At 38.2% G+C, this 21,614-nt stretch carries 20 protein-coding genes and 2 riboswitches; of the genes, 11 read left to right on the top strand and 9 right to left on the bottom strand.

Going from position 1 to position 21,614, the window contains the following annotated elements; translation table 11 throughout:
• Window positions 1–6 precede the first annotated feature (6 nt).
• The 5 genes from prpB (at window position 7) to metE (ending at window position 7,721) form a co-directional block, all read left to right on the top strand.
• A complete protein-coding gene (prpB, locus tag BK580_RS22330; protein ID WP_078382450.1) occupies window positions 7–915 on the top strand; it encodes a methylisocitrate lyase in 909 nt (302 codons plus the stop codon).
• Between the two features lie 165 nt (window positions 916–1,080).
• On the top strand, window positions 1,081–2,793 hold the full coding sequence (locus BK580_RS22325) for an acyl-CoA dehydrogenase family protein (protein ID WP_078382449.1): 1,713 nt from the start codon (window positions 1,081–1,083) through the stop codon (window positions 2,791–2,793).
• Window positions 2,794–2,919: 126 nt separating this feature from the next.
• Window positions 2,920–3,705, top strand: coding sequence for an enoyl-CoA hydratase-related protein (locus BK580_RS22320; protein WP_078382448.1), 786 nt, complete (start codon window positions 2,920–2,922; stop codon window positions 3,703–3,705).
• A 13-nt stretch (window positions 3,706–3,718) separates the two neighbouring features.
• On the top strand, window positions 3,719–4,768 hold the full coding sequence (locus tag BK580_RS22315) for an enoyl-CoA hydratase/isomerase family protein (protein WP_078382447.1): 1,050 nt from the start codon (window positions 3,719–3,721) through the stop codon (window positions 4,766–4,768).
• Window positions 4,769–4,866: 98 nt separating this feature from the next.
• Window positions 4,867–4,978, top strand: a riboswitch (SAM riboswitch).
• A 98-nt stretch (window positions 4,979–5,076) separates the two neighbouring features.
• Window positions 5,077–5,264, top strand: a riboswitch (cobalamin riboswitch).
• Between the two features lie 159 nt (window positions 5,265–5,423).
• Window positions 5,424–7,721: a 5-methyltetrahydropteroyltriglutamate--homocysteine S-methyltransferase gene (gene metE, locus BK580_RS22310; RefSeq protein WP_078382876.1), complete on the top strand. Its 2,298-nt coding sequence runs from the start codon at window positions 5,424–5,426 to the stop codon at window positions 7,719–7,721.
• Window positions 7,722–7,783: 62 nt separating this feature from the next.
• Here metE and BK580_RS22305 read toward each other — a convergent pair whose 3' ends face one another.
• The 6 genes from BK580_RS22305 to BK580_RS22280 all read right to left on the bottom strand — a co-directional run bounded on the left by BK580_RS22305 (window position 7,784) and on the right by BK580_RS22280 (window position 13,381).
• Complete coding sequence (locus BK580_RS22305; RefSeq protein ID WP_078382446.1) at window positions 7,784–8,419, bottom strand: lysoplasmalogenase; 636 nt, start codon at window positions 8,417–8,419, stop codon at window positions 7,784–7,786.
• A gap of 302 nt (window positions 8,420–8,721) precedes the next feature.
• Entirely contained in the window at window positions 8,722–9,495 is a 774-nt protein-coding gene (locus tag BK580_RS22300) for an ABC transporter permease (RefSeq protein WP_078382445.1), read from the bottom strand.
• Window positions 9,492–10,433 carry an ATP-binding cassette domain-containing protein gene (locus BK580_RS22295; protein WP_078382444.1) on the bottom strand — a complete coding sequence of 314 codons (942 nt, stop codon included), beginning with the start codon at window positions 10,431–10,433 and terminating at the stop codon, window positions 9,492–9,494. Before BK580_RS22295 ends, BK580_RS22300 begins: the two co-directional genes overlap by 4 nt.
• Before the next feature lie 192 nt (window positions 10,434–10,625).
• Window positions 10,626–11,228, bottom strand: a complete 603-nt coding sequence (locus tag BK580_RS22290) for a TetR/AcrR family transcriptional regulator (RefSeq protein WP_078382443.1) — start codon at window positions 11,226–11,228, stop codon at window positions 10,626–10,628.
• A gap of 171 nt (window positions 11,229–11,399) precedes the next feature.
• On the bottom strand, window positions 11,400–11,828 hold the full coding sequence (locus BK580_RS22285) for a VOC family protein (RefSeq protein WP_078382442.1): 429 nt from the start codon (window positions 11,826–11,828) through the stop codon (window positions 11,400–11,402).
• A 530-nt stretch (window positions 11,829–12,358) separates the two neighbouring features.
• Window positions 12,359–13,381: a DUF1646 family protein gene (locus BK580_RS22280; RefSeq protein ID WP_078382441.1), complete on the bottom strand. Its 1,023-nt coding sequence runs from the start codon at window positions 13,379–13,381 to the stop codon at window positions 12,359–12,361.
• Window positions 13,382–13,605: 224 nt separating this feature from the next.
• Between BK580_RS22280 and ytvI the strand changes: the two genes are divergently transcribed.
• Window positions 13,606–14,706: a sporulation integral membrane protein YtvI gene (gene ytvI, locus BK580_RS22275; RefSeq protein WP_235864093.1), complete on the top strand. Its 1,101-nt coding sequence runs from the start codon at window positions 13,606–13,608 to the stop codon at window positions 14,704–14,706.
• 102 nt (window positions 14,707–14,808) lie between these two features.
• Here ytvI and BK580_RS22270 read toward each other — a convergent pair whose 3' ends face one another.
• A complete protein-coding gene (locus BK580_RS22270) occupies window positions 14,809–15,678 on the bottom strand; it encodes a cation diffusion facilitator family transporter (protein WP_078382439.1) in 870 nt (289 codons plus the stop codon).
• 244 nt (window positions 15,679–15,922) lie between these two features.
• Here BK580_RS22270 and BK580_RS22265 point away from each other — a divergent pair, with 244 nt between their 5' ends.
• The 5 genes from BK580_RS22265 to BK580_RS22245 all read left to right on the top strand — a co-directional run bounded on the left by BK580_RS22265 (window position 15,923) and on the right by BK580_RS22245 (window position 20,337).
• Window positions 15,923–16,690 (top strand): MerR family transcriptional regulator, encoded by a 768-nt coding sequence (locus tag BK580_RS22265; protein ID WP_078382438.1) that lies wholly within the window; start codon window positions 15,923–15,925, stop codon window positions 16,688–16,690.
• 392 nt (window positions 16,691–17,082) lie between these two features.
• Window positions 17,083–18,396 carry a hemolysin family protein gene (locus BK580_RS22260; protein WP_078382437.1) on the top strand — a complete coding sequence of 438 codons (1,314 nt, stop codon included), beginning with the start codon at window positions 17,083–17,085 and terminating at the stop codon, window positions 18,394–18,396.
• Between the two features lie 167 nt (window positions 18,397–18,563).
• Window positions 18,564–19,484, top strand: a complete 921-nt coding sequence (locus tag BK580_RS22255) for a bifunctional helix-turn-helix transcriptional regulator/GNAT family N-acetyltransferase (RefSeq protein WP_078382436.1) — start codon at window positions 18,564–18,566, stop codon at window positions 19,482–19,484.
• Window positions 19,485–19,543: 59 nt separating this feature from the next.
• Window positions 19,544–19,888: a MerR family transcriptional regulator gene (locus BK580_RS22250; protein ID WP_078382435.1), complete on the top strand. Its 345-nt coding sequence runs from the start codon at window positions 19,544–19,546 to the stop codon at window positions 19,886–19,888.
• The gene (locus tag BK580_RS22245) at window positions 19,885–20,337 is read left to right on the top strand and encodes an SRPBCC family protein (protein ID WP_078382434.1); all 453 of its coding nucleotides are present in this window, start codon (window positions 19,885–19,887) and stop codon (window positions 20,335–20,337) included. The genes BK580_RS22250 and BK580_RS22245 overlap by 4 nt, the downstream gene beginning before the upstream one ends.
• A gap of 43 nt (window positions 20,338–20,380) precedes the next feature.
• Here BK580_RS22245 and BK580_RS22240 read toward each other — a convergent pair whose 3' ends face one another.
• Together BK580_RS22240 and BK580_RS22235 are read right to left on the bottom strand one after the other, a co-directional pair.
• Window positions 20,381–21,148 (bottom strand): HAAS domain-containing protein, encoded by a 768-nt coding sequence (locus tag BK580_RS22240; RefSeq protein WP_078382433.1) that lies wholly within the window; start codon window positions 21,146–21,148, stop codon window positions 20,381–20,383.
• A 3-nt stretch (window positions 21,149–21,151) separates the two neighbouring features.
• On the bottom strand, window positions 21,152–21,478 hold the full coding sequence (locus tag BK580_RS22235) for a PadR family transcriptional regulator (RefSeq protein ID WP_078382432.1): 327 nt from the start codon (window positions 21,476–21,478) through the stop codon (window positions 21,152–21,154).
• Window positions 21,479–21,614 lie beyond the last annotated feature (136 nt).

Genomic DNA, 21,614 nt, shown 5'->3' with positions numbered 1-21,614 from the left:
AACGATATGGCTTGGATTGTAGGACCACAGATTAGTCAACAAGAGCTTGCAAATCAGTTTCGATCCCTTATTACTGAATCCAGCATTTTAAAAATTCCCGGTGCTCATGATGCAATGGCAGCTTTGATTGCCAAGAATACAGGGTTTTCGGCACTCTATTTATCGGGTGCAGCCTATACGGCGAGTCGTGGATTGCCTGATTTGGGAATTGTAACATCGACAGAAGTGGCTGAGCGGGCAAGAGATTTAGTTCGCGCAACCAATTTGCCTCTATTAGTAGACATTGATACAGGTTTTGGTGGTGTTCTAAATGTAGCTCGAACTGCTAGAGAAATGGTAGAGGCGAACGTCGCGGCTATTCAAATAGAAGATCAACAGCTTCCGAAAAAATGTGGACATTTGAACGGAAAAAAGCTGGTATCAACGGAAGAAATGGTACAAAAAATAAAAACTATTAAAGAAGTAGCGCCTTCTCTATATATCGTAGCACGGACAGATGCTCGTGGGGTGGAAGGATTAGAATCAGCAATTGAGCGATCAAACGCTTATATAGCAGCTGGTGCAGACGCTATTTTCCCAGAAGCGTTACAGTCGGAAGAAGAATTTCAATTATTCTCCAAAAAAGTAGAAATACCTTTGCTAGCCAACATGACGGAATTCGGAAAAACCCCATATTATACGGCTGAGGAGTTTGCGAATATGGGTTATCGTATGGTGATTTATCCAGTGACATCTCTTCGGGTAGCGGCTAAAGCGTATGAGCGGATTTTTCAGCTGATACAAGAACAGGACTCTCAAAAAGACGGACTGTCAGATATGCAATCAAGAAGTGAACTGTATGACACCATTTCTTATTATAAGTTTGAAGAGCTAGATAATGAGATTGCAAAAACAGTTTTAACGGAAAAACAATAGAATCATAGTTCAATAGGATATTTCCTTATAAAGAGGAAGGCGATGATACGCATCTTTAGCACAATTTCATGCTTAAGGTTGGATGTTTCATCGCCTTTTTTGTCCTTTTAACGCCTTTTTATTGGTTGAGTTAGTAAGGTGATTGAGAAAACGAGGGGGATGAAAATGGATAATATAGAGGTAAAACGGAAGGATTGTTTAGTAGCACATGATAAATCGGTGGTCGATATCTTTACTCCAGAGGATTTTACAGACGAAGAGGTTATGATAGCGAAAACAACGGAACAGTTTGTCAAGCAGGCTGTAGCCCCACAATTATCCTCTATTGAACAACATAATTTTGATGCAGTACGCCAGTTGTTCCAAAAAGCAGGAGAGCTTGGCTTACTTAGTATTGAGGTCCCAGAAGAATATGATGGCCTTTCTTTAAATAAGAAAGTATCTGGTCTTGTTGCAGAGAAGATGGGGTTTGGTGGTTCTTTTAGTATTTCCTTTAATATACATGCAGGGGTAGGAACATTGCCGTATGTCTATTTTGGAAATGAAGAGCAAAAGCAAAAATATTTACCGCTTCTTTCTACTGGAGAGTGGATTGGTGCTTATGCATTAACAGAGCCTGATGCAGGGTCTGATGCGCTGCAATCAAAAACAAATGCAATGCTGAGTGAAGATGGAACGTCGTGGTTGCTTAATGGAGAAAAGCAATGGATTACGAATGCGAAACTTGCCGATGTTTTTGTCGTTTTTGCGAAAACTCAGGAAGGAATGACGGCCTTTATTGTAGAAAGAACGTATAAGGGAGTTTCTGTTGGACCAGAAGAACATAAGATGGGCATTAAAGGATCCTCTACCGCTACCCTAATATTAGAAGATGTTACTATTCCAAATGAAAATGTTCTCGGTGAAGTTGGAAAGGGCCATCTTGTAGCTTTAAATATACTTAATATGGCGCGTTTAAAACTTGCTTTTTCGAATGTTGGAACAGCGAAACAAGCCCTCCAATTAGCTGTTAACTACGGGAAGGTACGTAAGCAGTTTAAAAAATCGTTGGTTGATTTTACGATGATCCAAGAAAAGTTAGCAAATATGGCAGTATCAATATTTGGAGCAGAAAGTGCGGCTTATCGAACAGCGGGCATGCTAGATGATGCAATCTATTCAGCAGAAAAAGATGAAAACATGATGAAAATACTATCAAAATACGCGATGGAATGCGCTATTAATAAAGTCAATGGTTCAGAAGTGCTGGATGGAATTGTAGATGAAGCGGTACAAATTCATGGTGGATATGGTTATATGCAAGAATACGAAGTGGAACGTTTATATCGAGATGCTAGAATTAGCCGGATTTTTGAAGGAACGAATGAAATAAACCGACTGACCATTGCAAAAATCTTATTAAAGAAAGCTAATCAAGGAGAAGTGCTATTTTCCGAAGCGCGAGAAGGGTCATCAGGAAGAAACTATCAATATGTCCAACTATCGAAACAGTTACTTAACAAATCTTTGAAAGCGATTTCACTATCTGGGCTAAAAATGGAACAAGAGCAGGAGTATTTACGCTTATTAGCCAATATCATTAAAGATATCTATGTAATGGAATCAGCCGTTTTACGTACAGAAAAGGCTGTAGGCAAGAATGGTGATGGAAAAGAGCAAATAAAGTCTTTAGTTACAGATATTCTATGTGAAGAGATCTATCGACAGGTAGAAGAAGCTACAATCTCTATTATTTCTGGAGCTGAAACAAATGAGAATGCCAGAAGAGTATTGTTAGAAGAAATCCGTCAGTTACCTATACCGCTTTATGGAAATCTATTTATAAAAAAACGAGAAATTGCAAAAGTAATAACAGATCGTGGTCGTTATTTCATTTAGTAAGAAAAAACGCTCCAGGGGGAGGCGTTTAAGCAAGGGTGGTGACGTCCAGCTCCAGCGCCTAGCCCCCTCGAGGTCATAAGTCATTTTTCTACTAAAATAAATGGACATGTAGGAGGATTATAGATGGATTATAAGTTTGCAAAGGTTAATAAAGAAAGCTTCATCACTACTATTGAGGTGAATAATGCGCCAGCAAATGCCTTATCTTCTGCTTGTATTGCTGAATTGCGTACCTTATTTAAAGAGCTAGCCAGTGATGAAGAAACAAGGGTCATTATCCTTACAGGTGCGGGAAGGTTCTTTGTGGCTGGTGCGGATATAAAGGAATTTGTCTCTGCATTAGGTGATGAAGAGAAAGGATTGGCTATGGCAGAAGCGGGTCAGGCACTTTGTAATGAGATAGAAGCATTAAATAAACCAGTTATTGCTGCTATCAATGGACCTGCTCTTGGTGGAGGATTAGAATTAGCAATGGGCTGTCATTTTAGAATCGCATCGGAAGGAGCAATTCTTGGCTTGCCAGAATTACAGCTTGGACTCATTCCTACGTTCGGTGGTACCCAAAGGCTTAGTAAAATCACAAATACCGCAACAGCCCTGCACTTAATTCTTTCAAGCAAGCAATTAAATGCACAGGAAGCAGTTCAAATTGGTCTCATTCAATTAGTAGTTCCTCAAGAAGAACTATTACAAAACGCAAGGGCGATTGCACTAGCACTTGTTGAAGGGAAAAGCATGACAAGTGTAACCAGTGCAGTGGAATGTATTATGCAAGGATTTAATGAAAATATGAATGAGGGCTTGGAAAGAGAGCGGAGAAAGTTTGCTGAATTATTTTTAACGGAGGACGCGAAAGAAGGAATTCAAGCATTTATAGAGAAACGTAAACCTAATTTTACTCACAGATAAGGGGGATTTTACGATGACTGATGAAGTTCTATTTTCAGTGGAGGAAAACGGGGTAGCCTCCATCACATTAAACCGTCCAAAAGCAATAAATTCTCTATCTTATGACATGTTGAAGCCGATAGGCGAAAAATTGAAGGAATGGGAAGAGGATGCAGAGGTACTTCTCATCGTATTGAAAGGTTCAGGTACGAAGGGATTATGCGCTGGTGGGGATGTTAAAACTCTCTATGCAGCTCGGTCGAATGAAGAGGCGATGCAAAAAGCAGAGCACTTTTTTGAATTAGAGTATGAGGTGGATCAATCCATCTATCGTTTTCCAAAACCAATCATTGCTTGTCTAGACGGGATTGTGATGGGCGGTGGAGTTGGATTATCCTATGGGGCAAGTCACCGAATAGTAACAGATAAGACAAAATGGTCGATGCCAGAAATGAATATAGGGCTTTTTCCAGATGTGGGAGCAGCTTATTTTCTAAATAAGGCGCCTGGACATGTAGGACGCTATCTTGCGTTAACGGCTTCAGTGATTGGGGCACAGGATGTTTTGTATATAAATGCTGCCGATAGATATATGTCTAGTGAAAAACTACAAGCGTTTCTTCATGATGTAGAAAAAGTAGATTGGCAGGAAGGAAACGTACATACGACTTTAAATCAGCTAATAAATGAGTACGCTGAATCGCCTACTAGTAATGGCAAGTTAGCTTTCTTGCAAAAGGAAATCGATGAGCATTTTTCATTCGAAACAGTAGAAGCAATCATCGACTCATTAGAAAAGGACCCAAGTGATTTTACAACAAAAACAAAGGAAGTTCTTTTATCTCATTCACCGGTATCCTTAAAAGTAACATTAAAGCAAATGGTGGAGGGAGCAGAAAAATCCATAGGGGATTGCTTTGCTACGGATCTTGTACTAGCAAAAAATTTCATGAGGCATCCAGACTTTTTTGAGGGGGTACGCTCTGTTCTGATAGATAAGGATAAACAGCCTCAGTATGTGTATCGATATTTATCAGATGTTACAGAAGAAATGGTCGATAATTTTTTCCTTGTAAAAGACTGATTTTTAAAATTAAACGAATATTTTATTAAAATATCTTTGACAGTCGAAACTTAACGTGTTACCATATCTATTAAATTCTAAATATTATAAAAGTTACACTCTTATTGAGAGAGGCGGAGGGACTGGCCCTATGAAGCCCGGCAACCATTCAACGATTATCGTTGGAAAGGTGCTAATTCCAGCAAAGCTTTATGCTTTGGAAAATAAGAGAGGGATTTCCATAAAAATTGCCACTAACCTCTCTATTACTATATAGGGAGGTTTTTTGTCTATTTGAAGCAAAAGAATCATCAAGAGCAAATTACAATTTCATAAAAAATACATCAGGTGCTGAGTAACTTTGCTCAGTTAAAAGGGAAGCCGGTGAAATTCCGGGACGGTCCCGCCACTGTAATGGGGAGCAATTTGTCAAGAAACCACTGTTTCATTTTGGAATGGGAAGGGATAAGTTGCGTTGAACCTAAGTCAGGAGACCTGCCTGATCTATTCGCTTATGCTCTACGGGATATAGAGAGGAGTGAGGAATACGTGTTGCCAGAGAAAATAGAAAGTCTCAACTCTAGTTAACTATGCGTATAAATCTCTCTTTCTAAATGAAAAGAGGGATTTTTTATTTTAGTTGAAGACAAAACATGAATGGGGTGCGGAAAACACAATGAGTAAAGTGATAAGTTCGAACTTAGGATATCCGAGAATTGGTGAAAAACGCGAATGGAAAAAAGCGCTGGAACAGTTTTGGGCAGGGAAGATAACAAAGGATGAATTCTTAAAGCAAGTAGAAGAATTTAGGCTAAACCACCTACAAAAGCAAGTGGACATAGGTATTGATTTGATTCCAGTTGGGGACTTTAGCTTGTATGATCATGTCTTAGATACAGCTGTTATGTTTGGCCTTGTGCCAAAGCGCTTCGAATATAGTGGAGGGAAAGTTCCAGTAGAAACGTATTTTGATATAGCAAGAGGGACGAAAGGTGCCGTTGCTGCAGAAATGACCAAATGGTTTAATACTAACTATCATTATATTGTTCCAGAATTGGACAATGCCGTTCCAACTCTTGTTGAAAATCGTCCATTACAATTTTATAAAGAAGCAAAGGAAAAGCTTAATATTAAAGGTAAGCCAGTTATTTTAGGACCGGTAACATTCGTAAAGCTATCAAAGGGTTATTCAAAAAAGGATTTCAAAGCAGTCGTGGAACAATTTGTCCCACTTTATACGACTATTTTACGTGAATTGCAAGAAGAAGGAGTAGAGTGGGTACAAATAGATGAGCCTATTCTTTCTACTAGCATTTCAAAAGAAGAGATTGAATTAGTGAAGGAAGTCTATCAAAAGCTGAACGAAGGAGCAACCAAGGTAAACATACTTTTGCAAACTTATTTTGAAAGTGTGGAGCATTTCGAAGACGTCCTAACCTTACCTGTTCAAGGAATTGGACTAGACTTGGTATATGATCATGGTCAAAATCTTGCAGCACTAAAAAAACATGGGTTTCCTCAAGACAAGGTGCTTGCCGCTGGAATCATTGATGGACGTAATATATGGAGAACAAATCTTGCAGATACTTTATCCGCTCTCCATGAAATCTCAAAGATTGTTTCCAAAGACCGTATAATTGTCCAGCCTTCATCCAGTTTATTACATGTACCGGTAACGGTGAAAAACGAAGAGAAGCTGGATGAGGTTTTAAAAGGGGCTCTTTCGTTTGCTGATGAGAAGTTATATGAAGCAGTTGTGCTTGCAAAAGGGTTACATGAGGGAGTAGAATCCATTCAAAATGAGATTAAAGTTGCGACCAAAGCGATTCAGGCGTTAAATGAATCGTCGGTTCGAAATAACATAGATGTTCAAGATGCGATTCAAAGTTTGGATACTTATCAGACGGAACGGGAAGCGGAGTTTGGCGTTCGTCAGGCTATTCAAGCGGATACCTTCCAATTGCCACTTCTTCCAACGACGACTATTGGGAGCTTCCCGCAAACGACTGAGGTGAGAAGTCAGCGTTTAAAATGGCGGAAAGGAGAGATAACGGGTGCGGAGTATGAAACATTCATTAATGCGGAGATAAAAAAATGGATTGGGCTTCAAGAGGAAATTGGTCTTGACGTGTTTGTCCACGGGGAATTTGAACGGACTGATATGGTGGAGTTCTTCGGAGAGAAATTAGCAGGCTTTCAATTCACAAAATTCGGTTGGGTCCAGTCATACGGGTCTAGATGTGTAAAACCACCACTTATTTATGGGGATGTGTCCTATGATGAACCATTGACTGTAAAAGAAACAGTCTATGCTCAATCGTTAACAGATAAGCCTGTTAAGGGAATGCTTACTGGGCCTATCACTATTTTAAATTGGTCGTTTGTACGTGATGACATTTCGCGCTATGATGTGGCTAATCAAATTGCGCTCGCACTTCGACAAGAGGTAGTGGGATTAGAGAAAAATGGGATTCGAATGATTCAAGTAGATGAACCAGCACTTCGCGAAGGCTTGCCTTTGAAACGTGATTATTGGGATAGCTATCTTAACGCTGCGGTTTATGCATTTAAGCTTGCGACAACACCTGTGCAAAACGAAACGCAAATTCATACGCATATGTGTTATTCCGATTTTGAAGATATTATTGATGCAATCAAAGCACTTGATGCGGATGTCATTTCGATTGAAACATCGAGAAGCCATGGGGAATTGATCTATGCCTTTGAAGAAAATACGTATGACAAAGGAATCGGACTAGGGGTGTATGATATCCATAGCCCTCGTATCCCAAAACTAGAAGAGCTAACGAAAAACATTGAGCGCGCTCTTCAAGTACTTGACTTAAAGCTTTTCTGGATTAACCCGGATTGCGGCTTGAAAACTCGAGGATTAGAGGAAACGGTCGGTGCCTTAAAGGTAATGGTGGAAGCAGCTGCAAAAGTCAGGGAGAGCCAGCTGGTGAACAAGGAATAGTAAGTTAGCTAAGCGAGTCGTTGGGGGAATTGATGCTCCAACGGCTCTAATTGTTCGTTCATTCATATGAAAAGTGCTAACGCAAATAAATATTGAGCAGAAAAATAAGTACTCATAACAAGATAGCTTCGAAGCTTCAGCGGTTTCACAAAACGATCCCAAGCTAGTGTAGCATCAGAAAAATAAAACAGTACAGCTCCTACTATTATTAATAAGTTAGCTGTAGCGACAGCACACCATACCATAGCCGTAATTAACACGATATAAAAGAAGACGGCAATTACTAATTGGAGGCCTGAATTCTTTTGAATTTGTTTCTGCAAAATAGCGAAGAAAAAGAGTGCCACAACCATTAATCCAATAGTAAAAAACACATTTACCTCTTGTTGAACTGGTAATTGTAAAAAGGCAATTATATAGCAAATATGTGCCAGAAGGAAGGCGATCAATCCGGGTAGAAACCTATCTTTAGGCAACATTAAAAAAATGTCTCCGAATAGCGATAGTACTAATCCTACTAGGATCCATGTAGCAAATCCAGGCGTTGAGGATGGCAGGCTAGTGAGTGCGAAGATGATGATCAATAGCATCGTACCTGGTTTAAGTATGTATAGCAACGTTTGATTTTTCGTTTTAATAGCTAATAAATAGGAAATGGCAGAAAGGAAGATGAGTATGGATAGGAAAGTTATAGGCAAAGAAATGGACCTCCTTTTAGTTTTAATAACGAAAGTATAGTGTGAGATTGTGGTGAGTGCCGCTCATACTCTAAATCTATTTATAATGAGAAATTAGGGAACAATCAAGCTCCGATTATGCCCCAATCCTAAAATCGAGATAATTCAGGCTACATTTAGTTTTCTTCACAATAGGCAGATTCCCTCTTTTATAAGAAAAAGAAAAAATCCCCTCACGTTAGCATTGAAAAGTGTTTCTACATAAAAAAATCAGCCACCTTAAACAGAGTGGCTGTCAACATTGTATGTTTCTATACGAAGTGTTATTCCCGATTGCGTCGCTTAAATATAACCATTGCAACTACAAAAGACACGAGTAATATTCCGCCAAACCAAACGATGGCCAACCATGCATGATTGCCAATTGGTGTCCCAATTAAGAGGCCACGCAATGTGTCAATTAATGGGGTCATTGGTTGATTTTCAGCAAAAGCGTGAAGCCAAGAGGGCATCGTTTCAGTCGGAACAAAAGCGCTGCTAATATATGGAGCAAACATAATAATAAAGGAGAATGCGCTAGCCGTTTCGATATTTTTGGCGAGTAATCCAAAGATAACGGATAACCAGCTAATGGATAATAAAAAGAGACTCAGCAAGCCCAAAGCACCTAGCCATTCTATGAAGCTCGCATTTGGTCGAAACCCAACTAACACTGCAACTAGAATAACAAGTGTCGTACTAATCATATTTCGGACAAAGCTTCCAGCAACATGCCCAACTAGAAGGGAGGAGGGGTGGATCGGCATACTTCGGAAACGATCAAACAATCCTCCGACCATATCCTGGGTGACGCTCATTGCTGTCATCGAGCTTCCATAACCCACACAAGTAATGATAATGCCAGGTACAATGTAGTTAACGTATTCTGTTCCTGTTTGAATGGCTCCACCGAATACAAAGACAAAGAGCAACATCATCATAACGGGTAAAAAAATACTGACCATTAGTGATTCTGGATTTCGAAAAATATGCTTTAAATTGCGGCGGAACATGACCCACCCGTCATGAAGCGCCCAAGTGATAGATAATTCCTTCATAGGAGAACAACCCCTTTCTTTTGTTTACTCGTCATTTCCAAGAAGACATCGTCCAACGTTGGCTTCCGGTAATGGATAGCGGTAGGTTCAATTCCATGTGTATATAAGTCATTGAGAAGGTGACGTAAGCTTGCCGTAGATCCATCTGCCGTAATGGCAATTTTAAGTTGCTTCTCATCAACGTGCCCATCTAAGTAGACTTGTGCTAGTTCAAGGTCCGCTTGATTTTGAAAGCTAAGTTCGATCTTTTCTTCTCCAACAAGCCCCTTTAACTCCTCGGCGGTACCTTCCGCGACGATTTTTCCAGCATTTATAACGGCAATTTTATCAGCGAGCTGATCTGCTTCATCTAAATATTGTGTGGTTAGAAAGATAGTAACGCCACTTCTTGCAAGCTCTTTAATGAGCTCCCACATATTCATCCGACTTCGAGGATCTAGTCCAGTAGTTGGCTCATCTAAGAAGATGATTTTAGGAGAACCGATAAGGCTAATGGCGATATCAAGTCGACGTCGCATTCCGCCTGAGTACGTTTTTGCCTGTCTTTTTGCCGCATCTACTAAATCGAATTGGGTCAGTAATTCCTCTGTTCGTTGCTTAACCGTTTTGCGATCAAAATGATGTAAACGTGCCATCATTTGTAAGTTCTCTTCTCCGGTTAGGAGCTCATCGACAGCAGCGTATTGCCCTGTCAGACTGATAAGCTTTCGAATTGCACCAGCATCCTTTGTACTATCAAAGCCAGCAATTGTGGCCTTTCCAGCATCCGCTTTTATAAGCGTGGATAAAATGCGGACAGTTGTTGTTTTTCCGGCGCCATTCTCTCCTAATAAAGCAAAAATAGATCCTCTCTCTACTTCAAAGGTCAGCCCACTTAACACCGCATTATTTCCATATGATTTTTTTAAGTCGTTCACAGAGATAAGAACATCTTTCATTTGACCATCCCTTTCTGTTTGTATAAAAGAACAATTCATGCATATTTATTACTATAAATAATATTGGATTATTTTTGATTGAACAGTTCAGTCAATCTAAGAATAAAACGATACCCACCTTTTGTCAACAAAATAATTGAGAATATAAGGTGGGTTTCTTAAAGGTTTTAGTGGGAGCTTGGTTAGATGTTTTTACCGTACTGTAATCATCCTTAGCAACAGATCAATTTTTTTATCCATGTTTTCCTGCCACCATTTTAAATCACCTTCCATCATGATGCCAGATATAACAGTCAAGTACAGCTCTAGTAATTCCTGTGGGGGAGAAGGAATTATCTCTCCATTTTCTTGCCCTTGAATAATTAAAGGAAGCAGATTTTGGACATATTCGTTCCCTGAACTTTCTACTAGTTTTTGTGTCTCTTCTGGAATATCGAGACCGGAATGTGTCAAATGTTGGACGACACGAAATATATTACTATCGCCTTCTGTTACCGCTACTTTAGATAAATATTTTATCTTTTCTAAAGGGGATGCGTTCATGGAATTCATATTTTGAAAAAGCTCAGCGGTGCCATTAGTCATTGCCCATTCAAGGCTAGAATGTAAAACCTCTTCTTTTGATTTAAAGTAATGATAAAGTAAGCCATGGCTAATACCAGCTTCTTTCGCAATCATGCTTATTTTAGTAAGTTTTATGCCATTTTCCGCAAAAACTTTAAGGGCAGCAGCCATGATTTGGTTTTTGCGTTCTATGCGTATTTGTTCTAATTGATCTTCGTTTAGTGGGCACATAAAAAAAGGTCTCCTCGATATTTATTTAGCTTGATTCTATCATACCATGAGGGATTTACTTAAATCTTACTAGTAAAAAGGGGAGACAGCGTGACTTTTATATAAATAAAAAAGGATATGGAATCTTTTCTATTTAAGAAAATGCCATACCCTAGAATCTATCTATTTGATTTACATTACGGATTCACCGTTGTCATAATTTACTTGCCATTGGATGCCGAATTTATCAGTTACATGACCATATAGCTTGCTCCAGAATGTTTCTTGAAGCTCCATGCCGACTTTGCCACCTTCTTGCAGCTTGTGAAAGACCGACCTCACCTCTTCTTCGTTCTTACTTACTACGGCAAGGCTAATATTGTTTCCTTCCACAAAAGGCATACCAGGAAAAACATCGGAAAACATTACATTGCTTCCGCTAATTTGAAGTCTAGCATGCATGACTAAATTTTTAGCTTCTTCAGGTAGTGGATATTCTGGGTTGGGTGGTGCTTCTCCAAAGGTCATAATTTGTGGTGCTTCTGTTCCAAAAACCTCAGCATAAAATTCTACAGCTTGGCGACAGTTCCCATTAAAATTAAGATAAACATCTACGGACATTTGGTTCACTCCTATGTAGTAAGTTATAAGTCATAAATGGCTTACCTACATATTGTAACATTTACCAATAGATAAAAAAAAGACTACCTTGAAAATAATTAACGGGTTCTCTTTTGAAGGGCAAAAAGTGAAAAAACAGGTGAAATAATTTACGAAAAATCATGGTAATTCATAATGGAATTCGCCAAGATTTTTATCTTTCTTAAAACCAATCATTTTTAGTGTTTAAGCTATATAAATAATGTCCTTAAAATCAAGACTGTTAGTAATCATAGTTAATTTTCGAGTATAAGAGAATTCTTAGGCGGAGATTTTCCGGCTAATGTATATAGTTGGGGCTTAAGAAGCAGATATAAGCGGAGATATTCCGATTAACTGCTCTAATTAAGGTGAAATTCAATGATTTTGGTAATATAAACGGAAAAACTTCCTTTATTTTAAGTGGAATAAGGGTATTTCCCAATTTAACCGGAAATTTTCCGTTTATTTTTCAAACACAGTGATATCAACAGCAGCATTTAACAGACCTTCTAAAAAAATAAAATCCCATATATAAAGTAAAGAAACATTAAGAATAAACCAAGAGGGACACCGAATTTTGCCCACTCCTTACTAGTGATTTTCAGCTTTCCAGCAGCAATAATATTTGGGATATTCCCCGGAATTAGCATACCACCACTAATAAGTAAACCTAATAAGACCTGGCTGATGGTGAAGTGATCCATGCTTGGACTAATTTCCGCCGCTGCAAGAGTCGCATTGTCCAATATGGCGGATATCATATTAATCCAATAGAGGAGCCATGGCTCAAGACCAAGTAAATACTTGTTTATCCAAGGTTCAAATCCTGCACCTAAAAAGGTGAGACCCATTACGAAGAAATAAATCTTTAAGGAGCGGAGGAGAATTTCTTCGTAGCCTTCATTATTAGGAGAGGGCATAGAGGAAGAAGCTTCTCTAGGTGGAGGGCTATTTACAAGCATTGCTGCCAAAACTCCAAATACGAGTAAAGCGATCATTACCTTGGAACCAATTAAATTTAGAAGAAAGAAAAAGTCCGCATTTAATTTGCTAATAGCAATGGTAGAAAGTGGTTCGCCTACAGGGGTTAATGCTGCACCTAATCCAATCGAAAAACACGCCAATACAACAAGTCGCACTTCTGATTTGCGGTCAAGCCTCAGTGCCGTAACAATCAACACTAAGACAAGTGCTGCGATAATGGCTGTAATAATACTTGAAATTAATCCTAAAAATATAACGGTAAGAGCGATAAATAAATGAAAATGCATCCGGTTACTGATCTGTATAATAGTTTTTTCTAAAGGATTCTGTAACCATTTGAATAATAGTCCGGCAATAAATACCGCTATTGTAATTTTAATAGGATCGGTTGCTGCTTTTAGAAACAAAGAGCCATTAAATACATCGCTAAACCAGACAGCTAATAGTCCCATCACAAGCAAAAATAATTCTAGATTTCTCTCTATTATCTTAATGGATAATGGTAGTATTAAGACAAGAAGAAGTATTACGACAATTCCTATAAACATTATTGCCCCCCTAACTTATTAAATGTTTCTTTTCTATAAAATAAGATGATATATTTATATGCAAAGGTAGTATAATAATTCCAGCTTGTATAAATGTCTATTATTTTATATCGTTTGAAAATAGGACTTAATTACGAGTTTCAATGACCATGAACAATGATGCGGATGCTATCAAGTGGGGAACTTAGATAAATATTAGAATCAATTTAGAGGAGGATATGTATTTGTTGAATCACGCATTAACAAAAAAAATACTAACCATTTGTATCGTTACGGCTGTTAGTATTTTTGTCTACATATATTTTTCGGTATTCTTACCAATCCTATTAGCGCTGTTGACAGCAATGGTGTTTGAGCCATTCGTTAAAATGATTCAAAGGCATTTAAAGATGGAGAAAAGAATTATCCCTGTTAGTATTGTCTTTTCGTTATTTTTAGTCATTAGTGTGATTACCGTTTATTTTACCTTCACTAAAATTATCAAGTCTATTTACGAATGGGTGCTAAATGTTCCTCAGCATGCGCTTGAAATCCAAAGGTCAATAGATGCTTTTATTATCAAATTTAATCAGTTAGTGGAAGAGATTCCTCAGGGCTATCTGATTGTGAGAGAGTTACATAGGCAGTCGGAAGGTTTAAGTGATAAAGCTATTCAGATTACCTCGCAATTTGTTGCGATGCTTGGCTCATGGTTACAAGTTATCCCTAACCTATTATTTGTTACACTTATCTATTTAATAACATTGTTCTTATTTAGCTTAGATTTACCACGACTGTATAATCTATTTTTAAACTTTTTCAATCCAGAAACATCTAACAAGCTGCGATTCGTGTTACATCGGATGAGTAATGTTTTCGTTGGGTACTGGAAAGCTCAGTTTATTCTTAGTATTGGGGTATTCCTTATTACCTACATTTCTCTTTTCTTTATTTCACCAGATGAAGCCTTTATCATGTCTTTTATTATTTGGCTAGTTGATATTATTCCGTTATACGTTGGTCCAGCACTGATTCTTGTACCATGGGGAATCATCGCCATGATTTTAGGGGATGTAAACATGGGTATTCAGTTATTTATCTTGGCAGTAGGGATCACTGTACTTAGAAGAATAATCGAACCAAAGGTACTTGGAGATTCTATTGGGCTTGCAGCGCTTCCAACTGTTTTATCGATGTATTTTGGATTCGTTTTCTTCGGCGTAATGGGATTGATCTTTGGTCCATTTGTTTATATTGGAATCCTCGCGATAAAAGAAGCGGGACTGTTTGAATTAGGTTTAACAAAAAAGGATAAAGAAAATGGCGACGCAGATCCTAATATATAAATAAAAACACACCTTACTCTTGTTGAGAGTAGGTGTGTTTTTGATAATAGGGGGAATATGTATGTCATGATGTAATATAGTATCCCCCATTAGAAGGAATGATTATTGAGGCTCCACATGTACATGTACACTATAAACCCCATAATCCTGCATCAAAATCTTTTCTACATGTGTTGCGATGTCATGCGCTTCTTTTATATCAAGCGTGCAGTTAACGAGAATCACAACATCTAGTACTTCGTTGTTTCCGTAGTTTCGACCCCTTATTTCTTTAATTCCTTTTACACCATCGACATTCATTATAACGTTCTGATACTTGTCAATTTTATTTTCATCGAAGCCATCAGATAATTCATGTGAGGCCAGTATGAAGATATCCCATGCTGTTTTACATATTAAAACTCCGACGATAATCGCTGTTACCGTATCAAGCCAAGGCATGTTTAATTGAGAGCCGAATATTCCTATTGCAGCACCGATACTCACCCAGGCATCGGATAAATTATCCTTGGATGCAGCCATCACTGCTTTACTATTTATTTTTGTCGCTAATTTCTTATTGTAACGATAGACAAAGTACATCGCAATTGCTGAAAAGATCCCAACATAACCAGCCATTATATCAGGGGATTCATTTCTCCCTTGAAACATGGAAGTTAGCGCACTAATTAAGACTTGAATACCAACTGCTAACATAATAAAGGACGCAATCATGGAGGCAATGGTTTCACTTTTCCAATGGCCATAACGATGATCCTTATCAGGTGGTTTTTGTGAAAGTTTCAGTCCAATAAGAACAGCAATAGAGGCGATGATATCAGTTGCATTATTTAGGCCATCTGCTTTCAAAGCAGCGGAATCACTCGTATATCCAACGACTAATTTAATGGCAGAAAGACAGAGGTAAGCAATGATACTGATAATTGCCCCACGTTCACCTAGCTTTAGGTTTTGATACTTTTCATTTTCCATAGATCCTGCCCTCCCATAAAGTACTTGACTATAATACCAATTAGAATATGGGTGGGTCTAGAGCAATCTTTTTGTATGCTTTTATATATGTAGGAGATGGAAAATAAAGTTGCATGAGGTTAAAAATTGAAACGCTTAACGAAAGCAAATATTCGAATGAAAAAATGAACGGAACTTTTTTAATTTATCTATTTACCTTTACGCTACGTCAAGGTGTATAGTGAAGTTGTCAGGAGGTGAGCACATGGAATATACGGTGCAAAGGTTAGCGAAAATGGCGGGGATAACGAGTAGAACGCTACGATATTATGATGAAATTGGGATTCTTAAGCCGGCAAGAATCAATTCATCAGGATATCGAATCTACGGGCAAGCAGAAGTAGATCGCCTACAACAAATTCTCTTTTACCGAGAGCTTGATGTAGATTTGGAAAACATTAAAAAGATCGTTAACTCCCCATCCTTTGATGAAGTGCACGCATTAAAGGAACATCGTGAAAAGCTTCTGACAAAGCGTGAGCAATTGAATTCACTAATCGCTAATGTAGACAAAACCTTAGCGGTGAAAGAAGGGAGAACAACGATGAGTGACAAAGAGAAATTCGAGGCATTTAAGCAAAATATAATAGATGAAAATGAAAAGAAATATGGAGAAGAAGTTCGAGAAAAATACGGTGACGACAAAATCAATAAGTCGAATGCAAAGGTAAAAGGAATGAGTCAAGAGAAGTTCGCAGAAGGAGAAAGATTGGCTCAGGAAGTTCTAGATACTTTACATGAAGCATTCTTAACGGGAGATCCAGCTGGTGAATTAGCACAGAAGACAGCCGATCTGCACCGACAATGGCTTGGCTTTTACTGGGACAGCTACTCGAAGGAAGCACATGCTGGACTCGCGCAAATGTATGTCGATGATGAGAGATTTACTGCATACTATGATAAAAAGACTCCAGGAACAGCAGCATTTTTGAGGGATGCAGTTTTTATTTATACTGGGATGAAGAAAGACTAATTTTGTTAGAAGCAGATGATGCGTCAATATCATCTGCTTTTTTTATTTAAGTAAAGTTGCAATTACCAATATAATATTTCAAAAAGTTAATTAAAGGTCTGACCTCTTTAACCCTTGGGAGACCTAGAAAGTACTTGCTTGTTAATCAAACGTTTGTTTAAAAAATACTATTTCCTCCAAACAATCACATCAAGATCATTTAGCTGTATTTTTGAAATCAGGCGGCCTAGAGTGGATTTTAAACATTACAGTACTAGTCATCTTCTCTTTCCTTTATTTAGGAATGATTTTTATTTATAAACCGCACCTTCCATGCAAATACTGAACAAGAAAATGAGAATCCATTTAATTTATATAACTGGCCATTATTAGTTCGAGGAGGTGTAGAGCCGTTGCAAATAGTGAATTTGTTTTTGATTGTTGTTCTGATTGGACTAACTGGATTTTTTGTTGCAACAGAATTTGCAATTGTTAAAGTGCGAAGTTCGAGAATTGATCAATTAATTACAGAGGGAAGGAATGGATCAACAGCTGCTAAAAGGGTGGTTAGCCATCTTGATGAGTATTTGTCTGCCTGTCAGTTAGGGATCACAGTTACTGCGTTAGGACTAGGTTGGTTAGGAGAACCAACATTTGAACGCATTCTTCACCCACTTTTTGAAAGTTTCCAAATCAATGACCGTGTTGCAGGAATTATATCTTTTGCTGTTGCCTTTGCAATCGTAACTTTTTTACATGTAGTGGTTGGAGAATTAGCCCCAAAAACCGTAGCAATCCAAAAGGCGGAAGCGGTGTCGCTGCTATTTGCCAAACCAATCATCGTGTTTTATAAAATAATGTATCCATTTATCTGGTTACTAAATGGTTCAGCTCGGTTACTTGTTGGTATGTTTGGAATAAAGCAGGCTTCTGAACATGAAATTGCTCATTCAGAAGAAGAATTGCGGTATATTCTTTCGGAAAGCTACGAGAGTGGAGAAATCAATCAATCTGAATATGATTATGTCAACAATATTTTCCAATTTGATAATCGACTTGCAAAAGAAATTATGGTTCCTCGTACAGAAATAGTGGCTTTCGATAAAGAAAACACCTTACATGAATGCCTTGAAATTTTTAGGAAAGAGAATTTCACAAGATACCCTATCATGGATGGGGATAAGGATAATATTGTAGGTATTGTCAATATGAAAGAAGTCTTTACGGACTTTATTTATGGGGAAGATGACGAAATAAGAATGGAGAAATTTTTTCGACCCGTCATCCAAGTAATTGAAACGATTGCGATTCACGATCTATTAGTACAAATGCAAAAAGATCAAATTCACATGGCAATCTTAGTGGATGAATATGGGGGGACAGCTGGGTTAGTGACAGTGGAGGATATTCTAGAAGAGATTGTTGGGGAAATCCGTGACGAATTCGATGCAGATGAAGTTCTAGAAATTAATAAAATTAGTGATAATAAGGTGATAGTGGATGGGAAAGTGCTTATTGATGAAATAAATGACTTATTCGGCTTAGATATCGACGACAGAGATATCGATACAATTGGTGGCTGGGTTCTAACGGAGAAGATAGACGCTGCAGAAGGGGATATAATTCGCTACGAAAACTTAAGCTTTGAAATTATCGAAATGGATGGCTACCAGGTTAAGGTATTGCAAATCGTTAAAGATGAACTCCCATCTACTGAAGACCACTAGATGGCGCACTTTTTTAATTTTAACCTTATGCTAATCAGGTTTCTAATCAAATATTCGGAGTATATCACAGTTGTTAAAGCTGTGATATTTTTTTGAGGAGATTTTAATTGACTTAGTCAACTAAATTTAAATATAATATAATTATCTGAATATTAGGAGGAGTTTGAATGAAAACTATTCACTCTGTAGAAAAAGTCCGCCAATTTAATAGGTATTATGCAAATGTTCTCGGGAAAATTGACCAAGAAATTTATAACCAGCCATTTCCTCTAACAGAAGCGCGGGTAATAACGGAAATTAATCATAGAAATGGCTGCACTGCTACGGAAATAAGAGAAACTCTCGGAATTGACCGTGGGTATATGAGTAGGATTGTTCAAAAGTTTGAAGAGGACAGCATTATTTATAAAGAACGTTCAACAGATGATAAACGTCAATATCAACTTTATCTAACAGATAATGGCCGAAAGATTTATAACAATCTTGTTGAAGATGCGAACCGAGAAGTAGGCAAAATGATTCGAACATTACCTGAGCAAGATCTCCCTAAGTTGCTCACTGCTATGGAAACGATTGAAACTATTCTTTCACAGAAAATTTCTCCTCAATCCGAGGTAGCGATTCGACCGTTTCAGTCTGGAGATCTCGGGTATGTTGCCCATCTTCACGGGAAACTCTACGATAAAACCTATCATTTCGGAAAGATGTTTGAGTATTACGTGATGAAGGGTTTAACTGAATTTATGCTAGATACAGCTGGTGGGGAGCTTTGGGTGGCAGAAGTGAACGGTGAAATTGTCGGTTCTATTGCCATTACAAAATTTAACGATAACACAGCCCAGCTTAGATGGTTTGTTTTGGATGAGCATTATCAAGGGCTTGGAATTGGCAAGCGACTGATGGAGACGGCAATTGAGTTTTGTCGCAATCAAAACTATCAGCATGTATTTTTATGGACGGTGAGCATCTTAGGGGCAGCCCGTCATCTTTATCAAAAGTACGGTTTTACACTGACAGAAGAAAAGCAAAATGATGAATGGACTGGTGAAGCTTTAACCGAAGAACGATGGGATTTGGAGCTTTTATAATATAGGGCATTGACTCTGTGGTGCACCCCACAGTTTATGATGGAAGGGGAGGAGGGTTTATGTACAAGATAAGTGAATTTTCACAGATGACTGGGCTTAGCAAGGAAACGTTACGGTATTATGCCGAGGTGAAATTAATCGAGCCTGCTTATATTGATCCGAAGAATCATTACAGATACTACGATGACGGCAGTTATTTTCTCGCTATCCTTTTAGTGAAGTTGCGAAGTTTCGGCTTTACGATACAAGAAATGATTTCTGTGATGGAGGACGAATCCTTTGCACATTTAGAAGAGTTATTAATTCAAAAAAGAAAGAACATCCAGTTGCAAATAAAAGATTGGCAACATAAAGAGGAAGAGATTAATGCGTTTCTTGCATCTGGGAAGGAGGAAGGCGAATGATTCAATGGAAGGAAGAAAGGATAATTCCCGTTCCTATAGAAAAGGTATGGGAGCTGTTTTTAGATAAAAACATCACGAAAACGATGCCGAAAGTAGAAGAACATACGTTAATAGAAAAGCTGGAAGGCGAAGTCGGAGCAAAGCATCAGCAGAAGTATCGAGAGGGTAAACGCGTGGAAACGTATATTGTGGAAACATTAGCTTATGAAAATACAGAAGCAAAAAAACGAAAGCAAATACGCTTTGTACTTGGCAAAGCCTTTGAAATAAACCTTACTTTCCTATTAGAAAAGATAGATGAGACACATACGAAATTTACTTATGAGGGGCAAAATAAGGGCGTTAATTTTGTCGGACGAGCAATGCTAAAGCTTGGCAGTGAAAAGAGCAATAATAAGGTGGTACAGGAATACTTGGATTTAGTGGAGAAGGAAGCATTGAAAATGTGAGTGCCTTATTCGCAAAAAAGCTACAGGTTAGACTGTAGCTTTTTTAATGTACCGAGGAAGTCTTTTTCAAGTTTCTAGTTGCTATGAAAAGATAAATGCCAATTCCACCAAACATCAGCAAGCTGCTTAAGATCAGCTTCGTTGCTTCTGAAAATGAAGTTAACCCGATGAAATATTCAGGAGCGATGTAAAGAAAAGGAAAAATAATCGAAATGAGTGTTTTGCTCCAAATGGAGATTCCGACTAAAAAAATGATGGTTATCGTTGCTACGACTAAGTTTCCGAAGGTGCCAAGGATAATAGCTGGAGTGGACACTTGCCCATTTAATAAAATTAAACCCAGAAACATCCCGATGGAAAGCCCTCCTACTCCCCCTAAAATAAGGAATTCTTTCGTTTTAGATAGTTTATGGCTTGCTAAATATTTGAAGCTAAACATATAAACTAGTAACAAAATGATACAGATGAGTGGATAACCAATGAGCTCTAACATAGAATAATCAATTGTGCCGAACACTGCATCTCTTAAAGCAAGACCAGAGAAGGCACCAAAAATAATTAAAGGAACATATTTGAACCAGCCTTTTATATCAAAGGACATCTCTTGCGAAAGCTGCTCCATGTACTCTTTTGGAGAGTTACCAATTATGTGCTCTACTCCTTTATTTTGTTTTTCTGCCTCAAATAAATGAACTTCTAGCTCTTGTGTGATTTCGTCAATCTCACTCGTTTTTTTGCCGCTAGAAAATAAATAAACTCGTAAATTTTCAATGAACTTCTGACTTTCTTTTGATAATGTTACGTTCCCCATCTTTTACTTCCCCCTTTGTAGTAACTTGCTAACTGGACCTGCGATCAGGAGCCACTCGTTCGCAATTCGATCTAGCTCTGTTTTTCCGTCATCAGTTAAGAAATAATACTTCCGATTAGGACCTGTTGTAGAGGGTCTCATTTCTCCACGAATAAAGCCGTTTTTTTGCAGTCTTAGTAAGACGGGATAAATCGTCCCTTCACTAATGTCAGGAAGCCCAACCTTTTGCAGCTTTTGTGATAATTCATAGCCATAAACGGCCTGTTCTTCTACAATCGCCATCACGCAGGCGTCGAGTATTCCCTTTAAAAGTTGACTTCTAGCCGCCATGTTCTCACCCCACTGGTACTTTGTTATACAATATAGCTATGCGCATCGGTAACTTGTAATACATGATACTATTAATTATATGTGTCGGTACCTTGCAATGCAAGATAAGAAATAAAATTCTTTTATAAAGTATTCG

It is taken from the genome of Sutcliffiella halmapala, from assembly GCF_002019665.1.
Taxonomy (GTDB): Bacteria; Bacillota; Bacilli; order Bacillales; family Bacillaceae_I; genus Sutcliffiella_A; species Sutcliffiella_A halmapala.
Note: the sequence above shows the minus strand (reverse complement) of the source record. Positions and strands in the feature narration are given on the sequence as shown.

What these genes read in the sequence shown, in the direction of transcription:
- BK580_RS22295 (WP_078382444.1), bottom strand. Translation starts at nt 10,433, where the DNA reads ATGAAAGATGTTCTTATCTCTGTGAACGACTTAAAAAAATCATATGGA.
- BK580_RS22250 (WP_078382435.1), top strand. Translation starts at nt 19,544, where the DNA reads ATGTACAAGATAAGTGAATTTTCACAGATGACTGGGCTTAGCAAGGAA.
- BK580_RS22300 (WP_078382445.1), bottom strand. Translation starts at nt 9,495, where the DNA reads ATGAAGGAATTATCTATCACTTGGGCGCTTCATGACGGGTGGGTCATG.
- BK580_RS22245 (WP_078382434.1), top strand. Translation starts at nt 19,885, where the DNA reads ATGATTCAATGGAAGGAAGAAAGGATAATTCCCGTTCCTATAGAAAAG.
- BK580_RS22270 (WP_078382439.1), bottom strand. Translation starts at nt 15,678, where the DNA reads ATGGAAAATGAAAAGTATCAAAACCTAAAGCTAGGTGAACGTGGGGCA.
- BK580_RS22265 (WP_078382438.1), top strand. Translation starts at nt 15,923, where the DNA reads ATGGAATATACGGTGCAAAGGTTAGCGAAAATGGCGGGGATAACGAGT.
- BK580_RS22285 (WP_078382442.1), bottom strand. Translation starts at nt 11,828, where the DNA reads ATGTCCGTAGATGTTTATCTTAATTTTAATGGGAACTGTCGCCAAGCT.
- metE (WP_078382876.1), top strand. Translation starts at nt 5,424, where the DNA reads ATGAGTAAAGTGATAAGTTCGAACTTAGGATATCCGAGAATTGGTGAA.
- prpB (WP_078382450.1), top strand. Translation starts at nt 7, where the DNA reads ATGGCTTGGATTGTAGGACCACAGATTAGTCAACAAGAGCTTGCAAAT.
- BK580_RS22325 (WP_078382449.1), top strand. Translation starts at nt 1,081, where the DNA reads ATGGATAATATAGAGGTAAAACGGAAGGATTGTTTAGTAGCACATGAT.
- BK580_RS22290 (WP_078382443.1), bottom strand. Translation starts at nt 11,228, where the DNA reads ATGTGCCCACTAAACGAAGATCAATTAGAACAAATACGCATAGAACGC.
- BK580_RS22240 (WP_078382433.1), bottom strand. Translation starts at nt 21,148, where the DNA reads ATGGGGAACGTAACATTATCAAAAGAAAGTCAGAAGTTCATTGAAAAT.
- BK580_RS22280 (WP_078382441.1), bottom strand. Translation starts at nt 13,381, where the DNA reads ATGTTTATAGGAATTGTCGTAATACTTCTTCTTGTCTTAATACTACCA.
- BK580_RS22255 (WP_078382436.1), top strand. Translation starts at nt 18,564, where the DNA reads ATGAAAACTATTCACTCTGTAGAAAAAGTCCGCCAATTTAATAGGTAT.
- BK580_RS22320 (WP_078382448.1), top strand. Translation starts at nt 2,920, where the DNA reads ATGGATTATAAGTTTGCAAAGGTTAATAAAGAAAGCTTCATCACTACT.
- BK580_RS22315 (WP_078382447.1), top strand. Translation starts at nt 3,719, where the DNA reads ATGACTGATGAAGTTCTATTTTCAGTGGAGGAAAACGGGGTAGCCTCC.
- BK580_RS22235 (WP_078382432.1), bottom strand. Translation starts at nt 21,478, where the DNA reads ATGGCGGCTAGAAGTCAACTTTTAAAGGGAATACTCGACGCCTGCGTG.